The sequence below is a fragment of the Insolitispirillum peregrinum genome, from assembly GCF_900156605.1.
Taxonomy (GTDB): domain Bacteria; phylum Pseudomonadota; class Alphaproteobacteria; order Rhodospirillales; family Rhodospirillaceae; genus Insolitispirillum; species Insolitispirillum peregrinum.
On the sequence record NZ_FTOA01000002.1, the window covers coordinates 461,184 to 482,974 of the forward strand.

The 21,791-nt window shown below is 63.1% G+C and carries 17 protein-coding genes and 1 pseudogene; 6 read left to right on the forward strand and 12 right to left on the reverse strand.

All coding sequences use genetic code 11. The annotated features are described in order from the left end of the window. Nucleotides 1–1,041 (forward strand): non-hydrolyzing UDP-N-acetylglucosamine 2-epimerase, encoded by a 1,041-nt coding sequence (gene wecB / locus BW995_RS06100; protein ID WP_076399283.1) that lies wholly within the window; start codon nucleotides 1–3, stop codon nucleotides 1,039–1,041. Then, nucleotides 1,038–2,129, forward strand: coding sequence for a glycosyltransferase (locus BW995_RS06105; RefSeq protein ID WP_076399284.1), 1,092 nt, complete (start codon nucleotides 1,038–1,040; stop codon nucleotides 2,127–2,129). Before wecB ends, BW995_RS06105 begins: the two co-directional genes overlap by 4 nt. 22 nt (nucleotides 2,130–2,151) lie before the next feature. Here BW995_RS06105 and hemW read toward each other — a convergent pair whose 3' ends face one another. The 3 genes and pseudogenes from hemW to rph all read right to left on the reverse strand — a co-directional run. Next, nucleotides 2,152–3,339: a radical SAM family heme chaperone HemW gene (gene hemW / locus BW995_RS06110; protein WP_076399285.1), complete on the reverse strand. Its 1,188-nt coding sequence runs from the start codon at nucleotides 3,337–3,339 to the stop codon at nucleotides 2,152–2,154. Further along, entirely contained in the window at nucleotides 3,336–3,932 is a 597-nt protein-coding gene (rdgB, locus tag BW995_RS20950) for an RdgB/HAM1 family non-canonical purine NTP pyrophosphatase (protein ID WP_217696058.1), read from the reverse strand. The genes hemW and rdgB overlap by 4 nt, the downstream gene beginning before the upstream one ends. A gap of 48 nt (nucleotides 3,933–3,980) precedes the next feature. Continuing rightward, nucleotides 3,981–4,688: pseudogene (gene rph, locus BW995_RS20955) on the reverse strand (ribonuclease PH); the annotation flags it as partial. 254 nt (nucleotides 4,689–4,942) lie between these two features. Between rph and hrcA the strand changes: the two are divergent. From hrcA to BW995_RS06130, 3 genes are all read left to right on the forward strand, one after another. Then, nucleotides 4,943–6,004 (forward strand): heat-inducible transcriptional repressor HrcA, encoded by a 1,062-nt coding sequence (gene hrcA, locus BW995_RS06120; protein ID WP_076399287.1) that lies wholly within the window; start codon nucleotides 4,943–4,945, stop codon nucleotides 6,002–6,004. Between the two features lie 15 nt (nucleotides 6,005–6,019). After that, on the forward strand, nucleotides 6,020–6,652 hold the full coding sequence (locus BW995_RS06125) for a nucleotide exchange factor GrpE (RefSeq protein WP_076399288.1): 633 nt from the start codon (nucleotides 6,020–6,022) through the stop codon (nucleotides 6,650–6,652). A 203-nt stretch (nucleotides 6,653–6,855) separates the two neighbouring features. Next, nucleotides 6,856–8,040 carry an integrase core domain-containing protein gene (locus tag BW995_RS06130; protein ID WP_076399289.1) on the forward strand — a complete coding sequence of 395 codons (1,185 nt, stop codon included), beginning with the start codon at nucleotides 6,856–6,858 and terminating at the stop codon, nucleotides 8,038–8,040. A gap of 126 nt (nucleotides 8,041–8,166) precedes the next feature. On the opposite strand, the gene BW995_RS06135 is transcribed toward BW995_RS06130, so the two are convergent. From BW995_RS06135 to BW995_RS06155, 4 genes are all read right to left on the reverse strand, one after another. Next, nucleotides 8,167–8,553: an RNA-binding S4 domain-containing protein gene (locus tag BW995_RS06135; RefSeq protein WP_322099112.1), complete on the reverse strand. Its 387-nt coding sequence runs from the start codon at nucleotides 8,551–8,553 to the stop codon at nucleotides 8,167–8,169. Further along, entirely contained in the window at nucleotides 8,550–11,144 is a 2,595-nt protein-coding gene (locus BW995_RS06140; RefSeq protein WP_084194629.1) for a helicase-related protein, read from the reverse strand. Before BW995_RS06140 ends, BW995_RS06135 begins: the two co-directional genes overlap by 4 nt. Nucleotides 11,145–11,186: 42 nt before the next feature. Then, a complete protein-coding gene (locus BW995_RS06150) occupies nucleotides 11,187–12,230 on the reverse strand; it encodes a hypothetical protein (RefSeq protein ID WP_139332781.1) in 1,044 nt (347 codons plus the stop codon). A gap of 249 nt (nucleotides 12,231–12,479) precedes the next feature. Further along, complete coding sequence (locus BW995_RS06155) at nucleotides 12,480–12,830, reverse strand: HPF/RaiA family ribosome-associated protein (protein WP_076399293.1); 351 nt, start codon at nucleotides 12,828–12,830, stop codon at nucleotides 12,480–12,482. A 540-nt stretch (nucleotides 12,831–13,370) separates the two neighbouring features. Here BW995_RS06155 and htpG point away from each other — a divergent pair. Then, on the forward strand, nucleotides 13,371–15,245 hold the full coding sequence (gene htpG, locus BW995_RS06160) for a molecular chaperone HtpG (protein WP_076399294.1): 1,875 nt from the start codon (nucleotides 13,371–13,373) through the stop codon (nucleotides 15,243–15,245). 355 nt (nucleotides 15,246–15,600) lie between these two features. Here htpG and BW995_RS06165 read toward each other — a convergent pair whose 3' ends face one another. The 5 genes from BW995_RS06165 to BW995_RS06185 form a co-directional block, all read right to left on the reverse strand. Continuing rightward, nucleotides 15,601–16,617 carry a hypothetical protein gene (locus tag BW995_RS06165; protein ID WP_076399295.1) on the reverse strand — a complete coding sequence of 339 codons (1,017 nt, stop codon included), beginning with the start codon at nucleotides 16,615–16,617 and terminating at the stop codon, nucleotides 15,601–15,603. Between the two features lie 117 nt (nucleotides 16,618–16,734). Further along, entirely contained in the window at nucleotides 16,735–17,235 is a 501-nt protein-coding gene (locus BW995_RS06170; RefSeq protein WP_076399296.1) for a hypothetical protein, read from the reverse strand. Nucleotides 17,236–17,632: 397 nt separating this feature from the next. Next, nucleotides 17,633–19,777, reverse strand: a complete 2,145-nt coding sequence (locus BW995_RS06175) for a TonB-dependent receptor domain-containing protein (RefSeq protein WP_076399297.1) — start codon at nucleotides 19,775–19,777, stop codon at nucleotides 17,633–17,635. A 176-nt stretch (nucleotides 19,778–19,953) separates the two neighbouring features. Next, on the reverse strand, nucleotides 19,954–20,400 hold the full coding sequence (locus BW995_RS06180) for a DUF2946 family protein (RefSeq protein ID WP_076399298.1): 447 nt from the start codon (nucleotides 20,398–20,400) through the stop codon (nucleotides 19,954–19,956). Nucleotides 20,401–20,484: 84 nt separating this feature from the next. Beyond that, nucleotides 20,485–21,774 carry a glycerate kinase type-2 family protein gene (locus BW995_RS06185; protein ID WP_076399299.1) on the reverse strand — a complete coding sequence of 430 codons (1,290 nt, stop codon included), beginning with the start codon at nucleotides 21,772–21,774 and terminating at the stop codon, nucleotides 20,485–20,487. Nucleotides 21,775–21,791: the final 17 nt, after the last annotated feature.

Sequence of the window (21,791 nt, forward strand, 5' to 3'; positions counted from 1 at the left end):
ATGAAACTTGTCTCGGTGGTGGGCACGCGCCCGCAGTTCATTAAGGCCGCTGCGGTCAGTCGGGCACTGGCGGCGGCGGGCATTTCGGAAGTGATGATCCATACCGGCCAGCATTTTGATCCTGGTATGCGGGATGTGTTTTTTGATGAACTGGGCATTCCTCAGCCCGCCTACAGTCTGGGTATTTCTGGTGGCAGTCATGGGGCGATGACCGGCCAGATGCTGGAAAGAATCGAGGCGGTTCTGCTGAGCGAAAAGCCGGACTGGATGTTGGTCTATGGTGATGCCAACTCGACACTGGCCGGGGCGTTGGCCGCGGCCAAACTGCATATCCCGGTGGCCCATGTCGAAGCCGGGGTCCGGTCGTTCAATCGCCAGATACTGGAAGAAATCAACCGGGTGATGACCGATCACCTGAGCGAACTTCTGTTCGTACCGACCCGCTCGGCTACGGTCAACCTGGCCGCCGAGGGCATTACCCGCGGCGTCCACCATGTGGGCGATGTGATGTTTGATGCGGCGCTGGATGCGCGGGCGCGGGCGGCGACGGTTTCGACCATCCGCCAGCGGTTGGGGCTGAGTGAAGGCGGCTATCACGTTGCCACCGTCCACCGGGCGGAAAACACCGATACCCCCGAGGCGCTGACGGTGGTGTTGCAGTACCTGAAGACGCTGGCGGTGGACATGCCGGTGGTGCTGCCACTGCATCCGCGCACCCGCCAGGCTGTCGACCGGTTCGGGCTTGATTTTGATGGCCTGACCCTGTGCGAGCCGCTGGGCTATCTGGACATGACCTGGCTGGTGGCCGGGGCGTGCTCGGTGCTGACCGATTCCGGCGGGCTGCAAAAAGAAGCCTATTTCCATCGTCGCCCCTGCGTCACCCTGCGCAGCGAAACTGAATGGATGGAAACCATCGAGCAGGGCTGGAACCGCCTGTGGAGCCAGCCCGATTATGCCCCCCGGGGCGAGATTGCCGACTATGGCACCGGCGATGCGTCGGCACGGATTGCGGCGGTGATTGCCGGAGCCGCCCGCGCATGACCCGCCCGCTGTCGATCCTGCATGTGATCACCGATCTTGAGTTCGGTGGCGCCGAAACGATGCTGGCGGCACTGGTGAGCCGTCCTGACCCGCGCGTGCGGCATCAGGTGGTGTCGCTGCTGCCCGCCGGGGCGGTGCGTGCGCGGATCGAGGCGGCAGGAATCCCGGTCAGTGATCTGGGGATGAGCCGGGGCGTGCCGTCGCCGCTGGCGATTGCCCGGCTGGCCAGCCTGATCCGCCGCAGTACGCCGGACGTCATTCAGGGCTGGATGTACCATGCCGACCTGCTGGCCTCGCTGGCGTTGGTCCTGTCCGGGCGTCGCCAGCGCACCCGCCAGTTCTGGGGCATCCGCTGTTCGGACATGGACCCCAGCCGCTATGGTCGGGTGTTCCGCTGGGTGCTGGCGCTGTCGGCCCGTTTTTCGGCCTGTCCTGACGGGGTGATTGCCAACTCGCAGGCCGGACTGGACAGCCATCTGGCGCTGGGCTATCGCCCCCGGCGGCAGGCAGTGGTGTGGAACGGCATTGATACCGGCCGCTTCCGGCCCGATCCGCAGGCACGCGCCGAGGTGCGGGCCGAATGGGGGGTGGCGGAAAGCGAACGGGTGATCGCCCATGTGGCGCGCGTCGATCCGATGAAGGACCATGCGCTGTTTCTGGCCGCTGTCGATCGGCTGACCAGCGGGCGGGTGGTGCTGGTTGGCAAGGGAACCGAAGACCTGCCCCGGCATCCGCGCGTGCTGGCGCTGGGGGTGCGGTCCGATGTGCCGCGCCTGCTGGCGGCAGCCGACGTGATCGCCTCCAGCTCGGCCTTTGGCGAGGGCTTCCCCAACGTTCTGGCCGAGGGCATGGCTTGCGGCTGTGTGCCGGTGTCCACCGATGTCGGTGATGCTGCTGCCCTGATCGGGCCGTGCGGGCTGGCGGTACCGCGCCGCGATGAGCTGGCGCTGGCGCAGGCATTACAGACCGTGCTCGACTGGGATGCGGAAACCTTTGCCCGTCACCGGGCCGCCTGCCGCCAGCGTGCCGAAAGCCAGTTTACGATGGCGGCGACGCTGGACGGCTTTTTGCAGGCTTATGGAAAATAATCCAACGCGCTGATTTTTGGCTCTACGGCAGCAGGGCTGCGATAACACTATTCAGGCACAGCATCCCTTGCGGCGTGACCCGCAATGGCCCGTCGGTGGCAATCAGCCCTTCGTCGCGCAGCATCGCCAGACCACTGGCGCTGAGGGCGCTGTCGAGCGACTGCCCGCCCAGCCGGGCAAACAGCGCCGGATCGAGACCGTCGTACAGGCGCAAGCCCATCAGAATCAGCTCTTCTCGCCGTTCAGCCGCCGACAGGATTGTTTTTTCTCGGGTGGCATGACCATTTGCCTCAACCTGACTAAGCCAAATCTCGGGGGCACGGTGGCGGCGCAGGGCCAGCGTGTGGCGCTGGGCACCGTCGCCAAGGGTCAGGCGGCCATGGGCTCCGGGGCCAACCGCCAGATAGTCACCTCCGCGCCAGTAGGTCAGGTTGTGGCGGCATTCCTCGCCGGGGCGGGCGTGGTTGGACACCTCATAGGCCGGCCGTCCGGCGGCGGTCATCATCTGTTGCGTGACCTCGTACAGGGCCACCGCCTGCTCGTCATCGGGCAGGATGAACGCCCCTTTGGCATAATCGTTGAAAAAGCGGGTGCCTTGTTCGATGGTCAACTGGTACAGCGACAGGTGATCCCCGGCCAGCGTCAGGGCCTCGGCCAGTTCGCTGCGCCACTCCTCGACCGTCTGGCCGGGGCGGGCATAGATCAAATCAAAGGAATAACGGGGAAACAGGCTGGCGGCGGTTTCGATGGCGGTCAGGGCTTCCTGCCGGTCGTGGTGTCGTTCCAGAAAGCGCAGCGAGTCTTCACGCAGCGACTGAATCCCCAGCGAGACGCGGTTGACCCCGGCCTGCCGAAAAGCGGCAAAGCGGTCGCGGTCAACGGCGCTGGGGTTGGCTTCGAGGGTGATTTCCAGGTCGTTGCTGCACCGGAACAGGCTGCGGGCGTGCTCGATCAGGGCCGCCGTGGTGTCTGGGGCCATCAGCGACGGCGTGCCACCGCCGAAAAAGATCGAGGTCAGCAAACGATCCTCGCGCCCGGCCTCGGCGGCGGCATGGTCCAGCTCGGTGATCAACGCCCGCCGCCAGCGATCCTGATCGATCTGGCGGGCGGCGTGGCTGTTGAAATCACAATAGGGGCATTTTGACAGGCAAAACGGCCAGTGGATGTACAGGCCAAAGCCTTCCCGGCCCTGAGAATGGGTCGAGGTCAAAAGCAGGCCTCGACCAGCAGGGCAAAGGCGCGTGCGCGGTGGCTGATGGCGTGCTTGTCTTCGGCGGGCATCTCGCCAAAGGTGCGCTGATGGCCCTCGGGCTGGAACATCGGGTCATAGCCAAACCCTTGATCCCCGCGCGGCGGCCAGACCAGCGTACCGTCAACGCGGCCTTCAAAGATTTCGGTGTGGCCATCGGGCCAGGCCAGACAGAGGGCGCAGATGAACGCTCCGCTGCGGTCGCTGGCATCGCCCAGCTTGTCCTGCACGGTCTGCATGGCAAACTGGAAATCCTTGCCCGGGCCAGCCCAGCGGGCCGAGTAAATCCCCGGCGCGCCGTCAAGGGCGGTGACCGCCATCCCGGAATCATCCGACAGGGCGGGCAGGTTGGCGGCCTTGGCCGCCGCCAGAGCCTTCAGCGCGGCGTTCCCGGCAAAGCTGTCTTCGGTTTCTTCCGGTTCGGGCAGGTTCAGTTCGCCTGCCGAACGGACGGTGATGCCGAACGGGGCCAGCAGGTCGCGGATTTCACGCACCTTGCCCTGATTGTGGCTGGCAACGATCAGGGTGCTGCCGTGGTCGAGGGTACGGGCCATGCCGGGGACTCCTGAGCAAAAAAGAGGGGACGGTTGCTCGGCCAACCCAAGAGCCTGCCGCTGAATGGTACTGAGGGTCGAGACACCCTGTTCGGCCAGATCGAGCAGCTCGTTCAACTGGGCGCGGGTGAAGGGAGCCTCTTCGGCGGTGCCCTGCACTTCGATCACCAGCCCGCGACCGGTCAGCACAAAGTTGGCATCGGCCTGCGCCGACGAGTCTTCGGCATAGTCGAGGTCAAGGACCGCTTCGCCCTTGTACAGGCCGCAGGACACGGCGGCGACGGAATCGGTCATTGGCACCGCAGGCAGCAGGCCCTGATTGACCAGCTTCTGGAACGCACGATAGAGGGCGACATAGGCCCCGGTGATCGAGGCGGTACGGGTGCCGCCATCGGCCTGCAACACGTCGCAGTCAACCTTGATCTGCCGTTCACCCATCCCGACCAGATCGGTCACCGAGCGCAGCGAACGACCGATCAGGCGCTGGATTTCCTGCGTCCGGCCCGTCTGCTTGCCCTTGGCGGCTTCGCGGTCGGTGCGCGAGCCGGTGGCGCGCGGCAGCATGCCGTATTCGGCGGTCACCCAGCCCTTGCCCTGATTGCGCAGCCAGCCCGGAACGCGCTCGTCAATGCTGGCGGTGCACAGGACATGGGTGTCACCGAACTTCACCAGACACGAGCCTTCGGCGTGCTTGTTGACATCCAGTTCCAGGCTGACGGAACGCAGTTCGTTGGCGGCGCGGCCAGAGGGACGCATGGGCAGGCTCCTTAATGGGCAGAAATGGGCAAAGACACGAATGCCCCCGGATCGGGGGAAAACGACTGTGCGGCACGGTATCCGCCTCTGTCGCGCGGGGCAAGAGGTGATCCGGGGGACACAGCCATGCTTGTGTTGTTGACGCTGTCGCGGGGGGTGCCTACATTTCGGCAGTAAAGGATGCTGTCGGAGCCGGTCGGAAAAGCCATCCGGAGACACGATCCGGGCTGGCGATGTGGGAAAGCAGGCGGTCGATGCGGGCAAAGGACGGATCACAGACCACGGTCGGCGAAATGAACGAGCGGTCCCGCGAGATCTTTCGCCATGTGGTCGATGCCTATGTGGAAACCGGCGAGCCGATCGGCTCGCGGACCCTGTCGCGTCGCCTGACAACCAGCCTGTCACCGGCCACCATCCGCAATGTGCTGGCCGATCTGGAAGACGCCGGTCTCCTCTATGCCCCGCACACCTCCGCCGGGCGTCTGCCGACCGAGGCGGGCTTGCGGCTGTTTGTCTCCGGCCTGCTGGAAGTCGGGGCCTTGCTGCCCGAGGAACGCGAGCAGGTGGATTTGCGTTGCCGGGCGCAGGGCAAAAGTCTTGAGTCGATGCTGGGCGAAGCCTCGTCGATGCTGTCCGGCCTGTCGCACTGCGCCGGGGTGGTGCTGGCTCCCAAGACCGAAACGGCGCTGAAGCATATCGAATTCGTCAATCTGGGACCGGGCCGGGCGCTGGTGGTGATGGTCACCGAGCATGGTCTGGTGGAAAACCGTATCATCGAGGTGCCGCAGGGCTTGCCGCCGTCGGCGCTGTCCGAGGCCTCGAACTACCTGTCGGCCCGGCTGGCCGGACGGACGCTCGATGAGGCCCGCGAGGTGATCACCGGCGAGCTGGTCGGCAAGAAAGCCCAACTGGACGAACTGACCGGCCGGGTGGTGCAGGCCGGGCTGGCGACCTGGTCCGGTACCGGCAGCGACGGCGCGCTGATCGTGCGCGGCCAGAGCAACCTGTTGAACGACGTCCACGCACTGGAGGATCTGGAGCGCATCCGCGGCCTGTTCACCGCCCTCGAGGCGCGCGAGCAGACCTTGCGGTTGCTGGATCTGGTCCACGGTGCCGAAGGCGTACAGATTTTTATCGGGGCCGAAAACGAGCTGTTCAGTACCTCGGGCTGCTCGATGATCGTTGCCCCCTATCAGAATTCCCGCGAGGAAATCGTCGGTGCGATCGGTGTGATCGGACCGACACGCGTTAACTATGCCCGTATCATTCCGCTGGTGGATTATACTGCCAAGGTGATCGGGCGCCTGATTGGATAGACGTTAGGAAACCCCATGAGCCAGAATACCGAGCAGCCGACCCCTGAGGACATCCCCGTGGACACCCTCGCCGATGGTCCCGACGCCGATGATGCGGCGGGGACTGCTGGCGATGGCTCACCGGAAGAGCGCATTGCCGCCCTGCAACTCGAAGTCCGCAAGCTGAAGGAAGACTATCTGCGCGCGCTGGCCGATGGTCAGAACGCCAAGCGGATGGCCGACAAGCGCATCGAAGACAACAGCAAGTACGCGGTGTCAAACTTCGCCAAGGAACTGCTGTCGGTGGCCGACAATCTGGGCCGCGCCCTGCTGGCCGCCACCCCCGACGCCCGCAAGACCGATCTGGTCAACACGCTGGCGGTCGGGATCGAAATGACCGAAAAGGAACTGGCCTCGGCGCTGGGCAAGTACGGCGTGCGCAAGGTGGACAGCCTGAACCAGCCGTTTGACCCGAACTATCATCAGGCGGTGCAGGAAGTCGAAAAGACCGACGTGCCGACCGGGACGGTGGTGCAGGTGTTCCAGGATGCCTATGTGATCGCCGAACGCCTGCTGCGCCCGGCAATGGTGGTCGTCTCGCGCGGTGGCCCGAAGCGCGAACCCGCTCCGGCGGCCGAGGCTCAGGCTGGCGTGAACCATTCGGTGTAAGCCTGCCCACGGTACACGACAGTTGAAAGAGGATGGTGGACTGCCGTCCACACCTGCCCGGGGGACAATGCCCCCGGGCCCCCATTTTTTCTTTTAATATCAAATTAATGGGGTCCGGGGCTGTATAAACCGGGTACATAGGTAACACTCTGTCCGGAGACATGGGTAACAGTACAGAGTCACAGGCTGGGAGGACCAGCCTGATGCCTTTTACTGAGAAAACCGTGATGGATGATCGCCTGTGTTTTATCTCGGCCTGCCTGCGGGCAGCCGAGCCGATGAGTAGGATCTGTTCCCATTATGGGATCAGCCGCAAGACTGGGTACAAATGGCTTTCGCGCTATCGCGCAGATGGGGTAGCCGGTTTGGAAGAGCGTAGTCGCGCTCCAAAGACAGTGGGAAGCCGGATTGATGAAGAGCAGTCGGAGAAAATTCTCGCCCTGAAAAGCAGCCACCGGACGTGGGGTCCGCGGAAAATTCTGGCGAAGCTGGCGCGTGATTATCCCGAGAGACAATGGCCTGCAGTCAGTACGGTCGGAGACTTTTTGTCCCGGCATGACTTGACGTCTCCACGGCAGGGACGTCGGGCGTCCCCAGCCTCTTCCGGCCCGATAATTGAGGCTGTATCTGCCAATGACAGTTGGTCCGCCGACTTCAAGGGATGGTTCCGCACAGGTGATGGAGTGCGTTGTGAACCCTTAACCATTTCAGATAATTACAGTCGTTTTCTCCTCGTCTGTCATGCGGTGCCGCGACTGACGGACGAGGATATCCGTCCGCTCTTTATCGATTGTTTTCGCCAGTACGGGCTACCCACGGCGTTGCGTACAGATAATGGGGCTCCATTCGCGCATCACTTCGGGCTGGGTGGATTATCGCGGTTTTCAGTCTGGTTACTGAAACTCGACGTTTGGCCAGACCGCATCACGCCGGGTTGTCCAACACAGAACGGACGTCACGAGCGGATGCACCGGACACTGGCAGAAGATACTGCGCAGCCCCCTGCGGATACCCTGGCCTTGCAACAGGAACGGCTTGATCAGTGGCGCCGGATTTACAACACCGAAAGACCGCACCAAGGGATCGGTGACAAGTATCCGGCAGACCTGTTCAGCCCATCACCTCGCGCTTATCCGGAGATAATTCGGCCATGGGATTACCCGGTGGACCACCTTGTCTTGAAGGTAAAGAGGAAGGGATACATAGACTTTGGAGGAGAGGCTATTTACCTGTCAGAAGCATTCAATGGAGAGCACGTTGGTATTGCAACAATGGATGATGGCAGATCCGTTATCCGCTTCAGGGGTTTTGATTTGGCCTATATAGATCAGGGTGGCAAAAAAGTTTGCTGTTCCGGTCTGGCCCGATCGGGCCAGACCGGAACATAACAAGAAAACTGTTACCTATGTTGTCGGACAAAGTGTTACCCATGTTTCCGGTTGCACAGGCCTCAAGGGCCCCGGCGAGGTGTGGAGCAACGCTCCACGACCTTGTTTCCTCCCTCCATTGAACCACTATTCCCACCCCTTCAACTGATCAATGGCGCGGCGGTCCTTCTTGGTCGGGCGGCCCTCGCCCTGTGGGCGGTCTTCCCATTCGCCCCGGAAGCCGATCAGGCGTTCGGGATCCTGCGTCTGCTGATAGAGCAACTGGGCCTCGGGGGCCGGACCCCGGCGGCTGCCCAGCTCCACCACCGTAATGAACCTCTTGTATGGTCCCAGCACCAGCGTCAGGGTGTCACCGGCCTTGACGGTGGTCGATGCCTTGTGGACCGAAGCGCCGTTCAGGGTGACGTGGCCGCTTTCACACAGTTCTTGCGCCAGCGTCCGGCTTTTGACGAAGCGGGCGAACCACAGCCATTTGTCCAGACGCAGACGGGCGGGGGCTTGTTCGGTCATCATGACTCCTGAGTCACGGGCTTGGCTTTCTTGGGGCGGCGGCGTTTGCGGGCTGGCGCGGGCGGCGGGGCCGGGGGCGGGATCAGGCTGCGCAACACGGCAAACGGGGTTTCGGCCTCGGTCACAGGGGCCGGGGGACGTGGCGGCGGGGGTGGGCCACGGCGGGGGCGCTCGGTACGCTGGCGCACGGCGGGGGCATAGGTCCACGTCCCGTCATCGGCCTTGTCCAGTTGGTAGCCGAGGGTGGCGAACACCGCCGGAGCCATCGCCGCAGGCAATCCCAGCGGCGACAGCAGTTGACCCAGCTCGGCGTTTCCGAGGGTGGTGGCCTTGTCGCGGTTGCGCTGGCGGATGGCGGCGATGATCGTTTCCAGCGCGTCCAGCCGCACCCAGCGGTCGCCAATTGCCCGGTATCCCCACACCTTGGCCAGTTCCGGCGGCAGAACCGTTCCGGCAGGCAGGGTAACGCGCCCGTTGGGCTGAACGGCAGGCACCGGCGTGCCACGGGCGACGCACCACAAAATGCCGGACAAGTGCTGTGCGGCGGGCTTGTACAGGCGGGGGGCAAAGACCATTTCGGCCCCGATCTTCACCCCGAGGTGGGCCAACAGGTCGCGGTCGCTCTTGCTGAGGGAACTGCTCTGGGCGTGGACCTGCGTTACCGGCAGGGCACCAAAGGCCTCGGCGAGTTGGTACAGCATCCCCCGCGCCGGACCGCTCAGGCGTTCGGGCCATGGCTCGATCAACGGTTTGAGGGTGCGGGCGAGCTGTTCTTTCAGCCAGCCCTCCAGATGGCGGCGGACCAGCGTGCGGTTGTCGCTGTCGAGCAGGTCATCGGCGGGCACCTCGATCTGGGGCCGCAACGGAGTCGGGCCGGGCACCAGCCGGGCCACCACCGAGCCGCGCCAGAGGATTTCGCCATCATCGGCCAGCGTAAAGGCATCCAGCCCGTCCTGCCGCAGAATGCCAATCCGGCGGCTGATCTCGCCGCGCAAGGCCTTGGAGGCGGCATTCAGCACCGCCCGGTTGCCGGAATGGCTGTCGCTGGCATCGGGAACGAACGTCAGTCCATCGAGTCGCCCGAGGTATTGCCCCTCGACGCTGACCGAGTCGTTGCCGGAAATCGCCGCCAGCAGCGGGCCGCCCTGTTTCAGGCTTTTGGCCAGAACGCTGGTGCGGACATCGACAAAGCGTTGGGTCAGGCGATCATGCAGGGCATCGGACAGCATGTCTTCGATGGCGCGGGTGCGTTCCTGCCAGTGGGCGGCATCCAGAATCCAGTCGGCGCGCTGGCTGACGTAGGTCCAGATGCGGATCGAGGCAATGCGATCCATCAGGGCGTGCATGTCGCCGTCGGCGCGGTCCAGTCCGGCCAGATGCCCGGCGAGCCAGTCGGTCGGCAGGCGGCGGCCATGGCTGGCGAGGTGGCGGAAAATCTGCCCCAGCAGGCGGGCATGGGTTTCCGGCTGCACCTTGCGGAAGTCGGGAATCTGGCAGACTTCCCACAGCAGTTTCAGTTGCCCCAGACCACGGGCCGCCTGGGCAATATCCGGCTCGCGCGCCAGTGCCTCGAGCACCAGTTGATCGTCTGCCGGGCGGGTGCGGATCAGGCCGGGGGTTTGCGGAGCCTTGCCCAGCGAGCCAAGCAGAGCCTCGATCGAGGTAAAGCGCAGGTCACGGTTGCGCCAGAAAATCCCCTGCAACGGCGGGAACTGGTGGCTTTCGACCTGCTCGATGATGTCGGCATCAATGCCGCCGACATCGCCGGTGGTGCCAAAGGTGCCGTCGTTCAGGTGACGCCCGGCGCGGCCACCGATCTGGGCCACTTCGGCGGCGCTCAGGTCCCGGGGGGCGCGGCCATCGAACTTGCGCAGGGCGGCAAAGGCCACATGGTCAATGTCCATGTTCAGGCCCATGCCGATGGCGTCGGTGGCGACCAGATGTTCGACTTCCCCGGCCTGAAACATCGCCACCTGCGCATTGCGGGTGCGTGGGCTGAGCGCACCGAGCACCACCGCCGTACCGCCACGGGTCCGGCGGATCAGTTCGGCAATGGAATAAACATCCTGCGCCGAAAAGGCTACCACCGCCGACCGGCGGGGCAGGCGGGTCAGCTTGCGCGGGCCGCTGTAGGTCAGTTGCGACAGGCGCGGGCGGGTGATGATTTCCACATCGGGGATCAACTGGCGAATCAGCGGCTTGATGGTCTCGGCCCCGAGGAACATCGTCTCGGAGCGGCCCCGGGCATGCAGCAGGCGGTCGGTGAAAACATGGCCGCGGTCGGGGTCGGCGGCAAGCTGGATTTCGTCGATGGCGAGGAACTCCACCGACCGCTGCAACGGCATCGCTTCGACCGTGCAGACGTACCAGCGGGGATGCAGCGGGATGATGCGTTCTTCGCCGGTGATCAGCGCCACATGGGCCGGGCCTTTCAGGCGCACGATCCGGTCATAGTTTTCACGAGCCAGCAGACGCAGGGGAAAGCCGATCATGCCACTGGCGTAGCCCAGCATGCGTTCAATCGCCAGATGGGTTTTGCCGGTGTTGGTCGGGCCAAGGACGGCGGTAATCTGGCTGTACTCGGAAAGGGACATGACAATCCGCAACAGGGGAACAAAACAAGGAGGTATCAGGCGTTAACCGTCAACCAGCGCCATGCGGGCCTTGCTCCAGGTGCGCAAGGGCTGGCAACGGGCTTCGACCGAGCGGCGATAAAGCAGGCGGGCATCACTGCCAGCGCCACGGGCTTCCAGCAGGCCGCCGAGGGTCCAGGCATCCAGCGCATCGCGGTCGGCACGGGCGCAGGTGTCGAGCATCGACGCCAGCCCCTGCACATAGCCCCAGTTGGCATAAGACCCGGGCAGCTCAATCACCCGGCGATAGTTGAGCGCTGCGCGGGCATATTGCCCATGCAGGACAAAGGCGGTGGCCCGCCAGTATTGCGCTGCCTGTTCGCCGGTTTCTCCCCGGCAGGCAATCTGTGCCAGCTCGGTGGCGCGCAGGGCCTCTTCTTTCCAGTCGGCATTCTTCAATTGCTCGACCGGCAGGCCCAGGGGCCGGGCAACGACCGTGCGGGCGGCGTTGACCGCCTCGACGCAGCGACGGGCCGATTCCTTGTCCCGGTCCTTGCTGCTGACCGTCGGCGGGGTCAGCGGTGCAATCGGGGGGGAGATCGGCGGACGGGTCAGCAGGGCGGCCTGAGCCTCGGGCGAGGTCGGCAGGGTCGATGGCACCGCAGGCAGGGCGCTTTCCGAGGCCGCCGGGACGCTACGCAGCGCCCGTTGCGGGGCAATGCCGGTGGTGCTGGCGGTGGTCTGGCTGACCGCCAGTTCGGTGTTTCCGCTGGTGCCTTGATGCTCGGGCGTGATCAGGGGGACCACGGTCCAGGTCGGACGCGGGGTGCTGGCTGACGGCTGGACGGGGACTGTGACGGCAGTGCTGGTCTGGCTGGCCGACAGGCTGGCCGGAATGACCGGCTTTGGCGGCGGCGGCGGTACCAGTGCGGCGACAGTGTGTGTGGGGGGGGCACCCATCAGGCTTGCGTCGAACTCTGTGTCATCATCCAGCGGTGAGCAGGCGGCATGGGCCAGCAGTGCTCCCCCGAGGAGGAGCCCGTTGAACAAGCCGGGCAGGCGAGAGTGACGATGACGGAGCGCCCGAGGGCGTAACAGAGGCGGCATGGCCCGGAGTCCGGTACTTTTTCTGGTAAAAACTGCGATGTGGCAGCGCACAAAAGGGGTTCGGAGTCAGCATACCGCGATGGTCAGCTTTCTGGAACGATCAATTCACCCCGGGGGCATTTTATTCCCGGGCGTACTGTACGCCCGAAGAATGGCGCTGAAACGTCAACCGCCGCCCCGGGAGCGGAGCGGCGGTTTTGATGGAGTCTCATTGACTCTGGCGTCTGTCCCGGCTGGGACGCAACGGTATCAGACCGTTGCGCGACGGCGTTCGACGTATTCCTTGACCTGCCGTTCCATCGCCTGGAACGCATCGCGCAGGGCCACACCAACGTCTTCATGTTCGTGGAGTTCGTCATCCTTCAGGCTGCGCTTGACGATCAGTTCATCGCCGGGGACCGAGACGCTGACGCCGATCAGGTACGGCTCGCCCTTGCGGTGCGCATTGGAAGTGTTCTTGTGGTGAAGTTCAACGGTCACGCGACAGCTGATGATGTCAGAGCAGAACTGCTCCAGCTTGGCGACCTTTTCGAGCACGCGCTCTTCCACAGCAGCAGAATGGTCCAGACCATGGAAGGTGACTTGCACGGGAACCTGCATAACGCTCTCCCTCAACATTATATCCCACGGGGCCCTGAAAAAATCGGGCTATGGCCCCAAGGACTTCTATGTGGTCACAAGCTCAGGCCATTTCAAGGATGGCGAACCGAGCGAACGGTGCCGGTTTGGAGATGACCGGCGATACCAGCGGGTCGGTAGGAACGGGCCCCTCTGGCGAACATCAGTGCGACGCAAACAGGACACTTCTCCGTCGCTAAAGGACAGTGACCTCGGCGCTGGCTCCCTGTGCGCGGGTCACCTTGCACGATGCAGTTTCGACCGGGAAAACCGGTCTCGGGCTGCACTCAAGGACGCTGCCGATTTCCGGCAACCCTTGAATAACAAACAGTTTCTCACTCTTACGTCCGTTCGGCAAGTCTTTCTTGCTGCATGGCCGATGTTTGGAAAAACCCTATGGAAACCGGGGCTGTGCGGGGGTTCCGTGCAGGTCTGTTGCGTGAAACCCTTGCGGGAAAGGCCGTGCCGGTCCATATCTGCCCCCGATCTGTGACACTGTCAGAACAGAAGGATTCCAGACCCATGACCGAGGAAAAGCTTTCATTCCAGGCAGAGGTGGCAAAGCTCCTCGATATCGTTGTGCATTCGCTGTACTCGCAAAAGGAAATCTTCCTGCGCGAACTGATCTCGAATGCCTCGGATGCCTGCGACAAGCTGCGCTATGCCGCGCTGACCGAACCGGCCCTGCTGGCCGGGGATGCCGATCTGCGCATCGAGCTTGTGATCGACAAGGACGCCCGCACCCTGACCGTGCGCGACAACGGCGTCGGGATGAACCGCGAAGACCTGATCAACAATCTGGGCACCATCGCGCGGTCCGGCACGTCGGAGTTCGTCAAGGCCCTGTCCGGTGACCAGCGTAAGGATGTCTCGCTGATCGGGCAGTTCGGCGTTGGTTTCTATTCGGCCTACATGGTGGCGGGCACCGTTGAGGTGCGTAGCCGCAAGGCAGGCGACGAACACGGCTGGCGCTGGGTGTCAGACGGCAAGGGCGAGTTCACCGTTACCGAAGTGGCGGACGTGGCGCGCGGCACCTCGATCACCCTGCACCTGAAGGACGACGAGGGCGAGTTCCTCGAGCCGTTCCGCCTGCGTCAGGTGGTCAAGACCTATTCCGACCATATCGCCCTGCCGGTGGTGCTGAAGGGAGCCGAGGGTGCCGAAGACGAGACGCTGAACAGCGCCTCGGCCCTGTGGACCCGCTCGAAGTCAGACATCACCGACGAGCAATACACCGAGTTCTATCACCACATCGCCCATGCCTTTGATGCGCCGTGGCTGACCCTGCATTACCGCGCCGAAGGGGCGATTGAATACACCGGCCTGCTGTTCGTGCCGACCGAAAAGCCGTTCGACTTGTTTACCCCCGAACGCAAGAACCAGTTGAAGCTGTACGTCAACCGGGTGTTCATCAGCGGGGATTGCGAAGGCTTGCTGCCGCCGTACCTGCGCTTTGTGCGCGGGGTGGTGGATAGCCCGGACCTGCCGCTGAACGTCTCGCGCGAGATGCTGCAGCACAACCCGATGCTGGCCAAAATCCGCAGCGGCCTGACCAAGCGCATCCTGTCCGAACTCGCCAAAAAGGCCGAGGGCGCGGCGGACGAATACGCCACCTTCTGGGCCACCTTTGGGGCGGTGCTGAAGGAAGGTCTGCACGAAGACTATGAGCGCCGTGACGACATCACCAAACTGTGCCGCTTTGCCTCGACGCAGGGCGATGGGCTGGTGTCGCTGGCCGAGTACAAGGCGCGAATGAAGGACGGTCAGGACGCCATCTATTTCATCACCGGCGAATCGGTGGACGCGCTGAAGAACAGCCCGCAGGTCGAAGGCTATCTGGCCAAGGGCGTCGAAGTCCTGCTGCTGACCGACGATATCGACGAGTTCTGGGTGGCGTCGGTGCCGTCCTATGACGGGACGCCGCTGAAGTCGGTCGGGCAGGGCGTGGCCGACCTGTCGAAGATCAAGGGCGAAGAGAAGGCCGAGGATGAGGCAAAGAAGGACGAAGCTCCGGCCTCGGCCCTCGACAGCCTGATTGCGGCGCTGAAGGCGGCGCTGGGCGAGGCGGTAAAGGATGTGCGGACCACCGACCGCCTGACCTCCTCCCCCTGCTGTCTGGTGGCCAATGACGGCGAAATGTCGCTGCACCTTGAGCGTCTGCTGAAGGCGCACAAGCGCGGGCCGGACAGCTTCCCGGCGCGGGTGCTGGAAATCAACCCGTCGCACCCGCTGATCAAGGGCCTTGCCACCCGTGCCGAAGCCGGTGAAGGCAGCAGCCTTGACGATGCCGCTCACCTGCTGCTCGATCAGGCGCGGATCATCGAAGGCGAAGGCCCGCTCGACCCGGTGGCCTTTGCCCGCCGGATGGCCAAGGTGATGGAGCGCGGTTTCGCCTGAGGAAGGGTGGGGTTAGGGCGTGGAGCGCTGCTCCACACCTCGCCGGGGCCTTTAGGCCCCGGACCCCATTCCTTTGATCATAAAAGAAAAAAATGGGGGTTCGGGGCCTCAGGTCCCGAATGGGTTTGGGCGATAGCCCATTCTTTTTCAGAAACTGTCGTGTACTGTAACCAGACGCAGGCATGCGGCTCTAACTTTTTGTATTGCCGCAGTGTTGTTGCGAAATTCGGTTCCCACTTTTCGCACAATGTTTTAGAGCATTTCTCGGTCTCCAAGGATCACGATAAATGCTCTCATGACTTGTTATCTAAGAAAATGCGTCGTCGCAGATGTGTCCATCTGCTCGGGATTTGCTCTAATAGAAATTTCGGGAGCTGATCATTGCCCTGATATAATCATCGCTCAGATTCGGGTATTTGATTGTTATGATTGATTTCACAAAGTTGAAAAAATAGTCCGTCGTGGCGACATTGTTCATCCCTATTGTATTTCTTGTGTTTATATCATTCAGGAGTTGTGTGTACTTCAGTCTGTGCTGGGAAATGAGGTCTGCTTCATAGTTTGATCCCCATTTCCTATATTCAAGTAATGCTGCGTCAAAGTCACTGGCCTCGTCCTTGAAGCCATCGAGTCCGTTCACAAACGGGCTGCATATGGCGTTCATTTCCTTTTCAATTTTGTCTATTTCGGCATCAATACCTTCGTAAGTGCTTTTGTTGCCGGGGCGCACCTTTTGGAAAAGAGTCAGGCCGCCGCTAAACCCCAATTGTGCGCCAGTGTCCCGAGAGACCTTGAACAGAGGATCAAAGCCACGATAGCGGTACTGACAAAAACCGGTAGCGTCACTTCCCCGGCTAACGCCGATGGTTTCAGCAAAAATTCCCCCGGTGTCCAGCAGGCCCCAGGTTTCTGAATAGGGGTAATCGGAATCGGAGTTGTCGGTGATGCCGGCGTAATCCTTGTTCAGGACCACGTTGTAGCCCGTTGCTGTTCTGAGCAGCCATTCCGTTGTGCCACAGGCCGCAAAGCAAACCCGCTTGGTTGGCGTGTGGGGCGGAGATCCCTTGAGGCGGACATGGAAGCGGCGTCCCGGACAGGCTCCTTCCCAGTATCCGGTTTCTTCACCTGCAATCTCCAGACGGAGGGTCTTCATGTCATTGAAGCCGGACGTCAGCTGCTCGACGAGGGAGGCGTAGCTGATGCCCTTTCCGTAAAAGGGATCAACCAGATAAAAGCTGTCGCACAGGTGCCAGAACAGGCCGACCGAGCTGCTGAGATCATCTCCGGCGGCCAGGTACAACAGGCGTCGGTTGACACCGAAATTGCCCCCATTCAAGCGGGTGGCGGCCTCTGACAGCTTATAGGTTCTCATCGCGCACCCCACCCCTCATGATGGAAAGTGATGCTATCACGCCCTTACGGCAAGGGCATCTGCAAACCAGTGCGACAAGAAAATTCCAATCAATGATCGTGAGGGTACTGCGGAGAGTCAGGGATGCCCCAGCCAAGCGCTGACCGTGGCGGTGATCCGCTGGCTGATTTCGGGCAGGATGGCTTGTACCTCGTCGCTCAGCGGTGCGCCCGGCCACCACTGTTCGCCGGTGATCCCATACACCATCAGCCGGTCGGGCCAGGCACCGGTACTGTAGGCCAGCGCCAGCGCATTGGTGATCGACAGCCCGCGCGCGGGAGAGGCCCAATCCATCGCCAGTGGCAGATTGATTTGCCAGTCACACAGTTCGACAATCTTTCCCCCGTGATAGTCGGGCTCCTTGCGGAACGGCATCATGCCTCCGATCAGGATCACCCGTTCGAATGTTCGCAGCAAGTGCAGCAAAGCCTCGCCATCTCCGATGTGGGTCATGATCACCACCGAAGGGTCTGTGGCCAGAGCCGAGGCCTTGAGGGTTTCAGCAACCTGCAGGCCGCAGGCGGCATCGCCCTGGCCGGGTTGCCCAAGCCCAAGGATGAGGGTTAACCGTTCGCTCACGCCCGTTGTCCCCTTGATTGCGGAGAGGGGTGGAAGACGTATGTCTTCCCCCTACTTTAGGGTAGTCCTTTTCCCCTTCTGGATGAACGGTGCAGAGGAATAGGTTGTGTATTCATATGTATTCTAGACTGTCGCAAAAACAAGGGGACTGGGGCGGAGTCGCAGCTCGATGGGGAAAATTGTATTTTGATATCAATGTATTATATTCTATCATGCATCAGCGGTAGCACCGCCTGGAGTGATGCCCCACGCTCTTTTTGCCCCCCTGTCATGTACAGTACTCACGGTCCATGCAAATGACTATCCGCCGTCCGGGCCCTCATAAAACGGGGTCCGGGGCCTTTCGGCCCCGGCGAGGTGTGGAGCAGCGCTCCACATCCTTGTTCCCTTTCCTGCTTTAGAACCGAATCTTCCCCCCGACCGAGAACGACTGTCCGGCCTCGTTGACCTGCACCATCGTCGGGTCAACGCTGTTGGACCGGTTCAGGTGACTGGCATAGGTGTGGTCAAACAGGTTGCTGACCCCGGCGCGCAGTTCCACGGCGTCGGTGGGGGACCAGGTGGCAAACAGGTCGATCACCCCGTAGCCTGAAGTTTTCTGGACGTCCAGCCCCGACCCGTTGGCGGTGCTGGTATCGACGCGGGTCTGGGTGGTGGCCCAGCGCAGGCGCGGCCCAAAGGTGACATCGCCCATCGTATAGGCGGCCTCGACGGTCCCTTGCAGCGGGGGAATCTGGTACAGCGGGCGGTCGTCGCTGGTGTTGTCGCCGTAGGTATAGGTGATGGTGGCGTTGAGCTTCAGAGCGGAGGTCGCCTGCCAGCTTCCGGACAGATCGACCCCGGCCAGCCGGGCATCAACGTTGCGGAAAATTGACGCACCGTTGGACATCAGCACGCCGCTTTGACCTCGGGCAGTGTCGCGGGTGATAAAGTCTTCCACCTGATCGTACCACACGCCGCCGGTCACGCCCCAGTCGCTGCGCTTGGCGCTGAGGCCGGTTTCGACCTGATAATGCTTTTCCGGCTTCAGGGTCGGGTTGCCGACCCAACTGTTTGCCCCGCTGGAACGGGCAATGCCGCGCTCGGTGGCATCGGCGGTGCGTACTGCCCGGCTGGCGCTGGCCCAGCCGGACAGCGGGCCGAAGTCGTGTTCAAGCCGCAACAGGCCGCTGAGATTGTATTCTTCCTGCGTCACGTCATCGCTGCCGTAGTACTGCCGGTACAACACCCGCGCGCTGGAGGTGCCGTTCTGCGGCGTGGCATCGGCATTGCGGGCATCGGCTTCGACCCGGTCCAGCCGTGCCCCGGCGGTCAGGACGGTGGCGCTGCCCACCGGGGCTTTGGCTTCGGCGAACAGGCCGGTGTCCGAAATCTGCATGTCCGGCCAGGTGTAGCCGCTGATGGTGGTCGGATCGAGACCCGCCGCCATGCCGGTGCGGGATTGGGCATCGCGGGTGTTGGTACGGTGATCCATGCCGGTGGTCAGGGTAATGCCGCTGAACTGCCAGTCCGCCGACGCCGTGCCACCATAGGTGTTGGAGGTCGAGTTGGTGACCATTTTCATGCCGGTGGCGGTGCGCAGGCTGTAGTTGTCCATGATGTGGTCAACCTGCGACTGATAGGCGGAAAAGCTCAGGCTGTGCAGCGGACCGGCATCCTGAAACTGATGGTCGCCCTTCACACGATAGGTGGTGTTGCCGTCAAACACGCCATCCATCCCGGCCCCGGCGAACAGCACATCGGTGCTTTCCATCCGCTCGGCCCCGACCGATAGATGGGTGTTTTCACTGATGTTCCAGCCTGCTTCGAGGCCGCCGCTTTCGCTTTTGAAGCCCGAACGGACGAGGGTTCCCTTGCCGTCCTTGTAGGAGTCGGCCCGCCCGGAATCGGCAAAGCCGCGCAGATAGCCTTCCTTGATCCCGGCGCTGGCATTGACCGAGCCTGTGCGCAGGTTGCCGTTCGTTTCGATACCGGCATCAATGCTGCCGGTGGCCCCCAGCGTGTCAAAGGTCGGGCGCTGGCGATCCACGATCACCGACCCACCGGGAGCCGGAGCGCCATTGGTGACGGTCTGATAGCCGCGCTGCACGGTCAGGGTGTCAATGCTGGCCTCAGAGATCATCGAGGTCGGCGGGTCCATGCGATTCGGGCAGCCGCCAAAGGCATAGGCGCCATCATTGATCACCGCCAGCCGATCCTGTGACTGGCCGCGAATCACGATGTCGCTGGCGTGTTGCCCCATCTTGCCGCTGGAAATGCCTTGCAGGTCACTCAGCAAGGCCCCGAGGTCGGCGGATGGGCGCAGGGTGCCGGTCTGATCTGGTGTCAGGACCGTGGTCGAGGGCGTTTCCGCATCAAGGGTGGTGTCAACGGCCAGCTCGGGCAGGGTGGCGTCGGGGGCGACTTTGGTTTCAGAGGCTGCCGGGGTGGTCTCGTCGGCGGCGTGGACGGCGGAGAGGGTCAGGGCAAGGACAAGGGAGGCAGACGACAGGGCGCTGCCAGAGCGCAGCAGCGCCCGGCGGACAGAAAACAGATCCGACATGGAAAAGCTCCGTGGGAAATCGGAATAAGCCAGAAGGCTCCGCCAGACCCGCGTGCGGTAAACCTGACGCACGCTGGTCCAGGTTTTTGTTTTGTCGCAGTGATTTTGCGCAAAACCGGAACCACTTTTGCGCCCACTGCTCTGGCAGGGCAGGCAGAGACGCAGACGGGATGGGCTTATCCGGCAGACGGAGGATCGCGCGGGCGGGAGACGCTGCGTTCAGGCGATGCGGTGGCGGGCGGATGCTGATGATCGGGCCGCAATACCGGGACGATCAGCACCGGGGCCAGATCGGGCAGGCTCCACAGGGCGGCGAGGACGGGGGCTGGCAAGGCTCCGCTGGTGGCATTGTTCAGTGGCAGGCACAGCGGGCACGATCCCTCGCGGGTACTGTCCTGTTGCTGATCGGGGGTGCCGTCGTCATTGAGGGTAATCACCCGCAGGCCGCTGGGAGTACAGATGACGATCTGCTCACCTTTGGCGACCGAAGCCAGCGCCGGGCGGGGGGCAACCACGGCGACCGAAACGGCATTCAGCAGCAGCAACAGCAAGCCGGCCCACGCGGCAATACGCCGCCGCAGGAGAAATGTCGATGGTGCGTGCTGAGGCTTGCCCCGCGTCATCGCTGTGCTGTCCGTCCCCGCAAGTCTTGCTTCAGCGTTTGTTCATAAACGGATCGGCGGTCGAGGGAAAGACCATTCTCTGTCTCAGGGGATAATCAGCACCGCGCGGAAATCGTTGACGTTGGTGCGGGTGGGGCCGGTGATGATCAGATCGTCGAGGGCGCGGAAAAAGCCATAGCTGTTGTTGTCGGCAAGATGGGCCGAGGCCGACAGCCCCAAAGCATGCGCCCGCCGCAGGGAGTCTGGCCGCAACAGGGCACCGGCGTTGTCTTCGGTGCCGTCAAGGCCGTCGGTGTCCGCTGCCAGCGCCCACACCGCCTTGTGAACCTCGGCTGGCTGGCTTTTCAGGGCCGCTGCCAGCCCCAGCAGGAATTCCAGATTGCGCCCCCCTCGTCCGTTGCCGGTAACGGTGACGGTCGTTTCGCCCCCAGACAGCAGGACGCAAGGCGGGGCAATTGGCTGGTTGTGCAGCACCACCTGCCGGGTCATGCCGATGTGCACCAGCGCCACGTCGCGGGCTTCGCCTTCGATGGCATTGCCGAGAATCAGCGGGGTGACTCCGGCCCGCCGCGCCACTTCGGCGGCGGCATCAAGGGCGTTCTGCGGTGTGGCGGCCATCAGGGCCTGGGTGCGGGCAAACAACGGGTCGTTGGGTTTCGGGCTTTCTTCGGCGGCTTCGGTCAGGTGCTGGCGTACTGCGGGCGGCAGGGGAACGGCATATTTGCGCACCACCTCCCACGCATCGGCAAAGGTGGTGGGGTCGGGAACCGTCGGGCCGGAGCCGATCACCGACGGGTCATCGCCCGGCACATCGGAAATCATCAGTGTTACCACCCGCGCCGGGGCTGCCGCCATTGCCAGCCGTCCGCCCTTGATGGCCGACAGGTGTTTGCGGACGCAGTTGATTTCATTGATCGTTGCACCACAGCGTAGCAGGTCGCGGGTGACGGCCTGCTTGTCGGCCAGCGTCAACCCGCTGGCCGGGGCGGCCATCAGGGCCGATCCGCCGCCCGACATCAGGCACAGCAACAGGTCGTCAGCGGTCAGGCTGCGGGCCAGATCGAGAATCCGGCGGGCGGCGTGCTGGCTGGCCTGATCGGGGGCTGGATGTCCGGCTTCGATCACCTCAATCTGGCGGGTGGGGCAGCCATGACCATAGCCGGTTACCACCAGCCCGGACAACGGACCATCCCATGCCTGCTCGACCGTCGCCGCCATTGCTGCCGCTGCCTTGCCCGCGCCGACCACCACCGTGCGCCCCTTTGGTTTGGCGGGCAACAGGTCGGTCATCCACGGACCGGGAGCGATGGCGGCAAGGGCGGCGTCAAACATGGCGCGCAGCAGGCTTTCCGGGGACGGTACTGGGTTGGGCATCGGACCTCCAGAAGGCA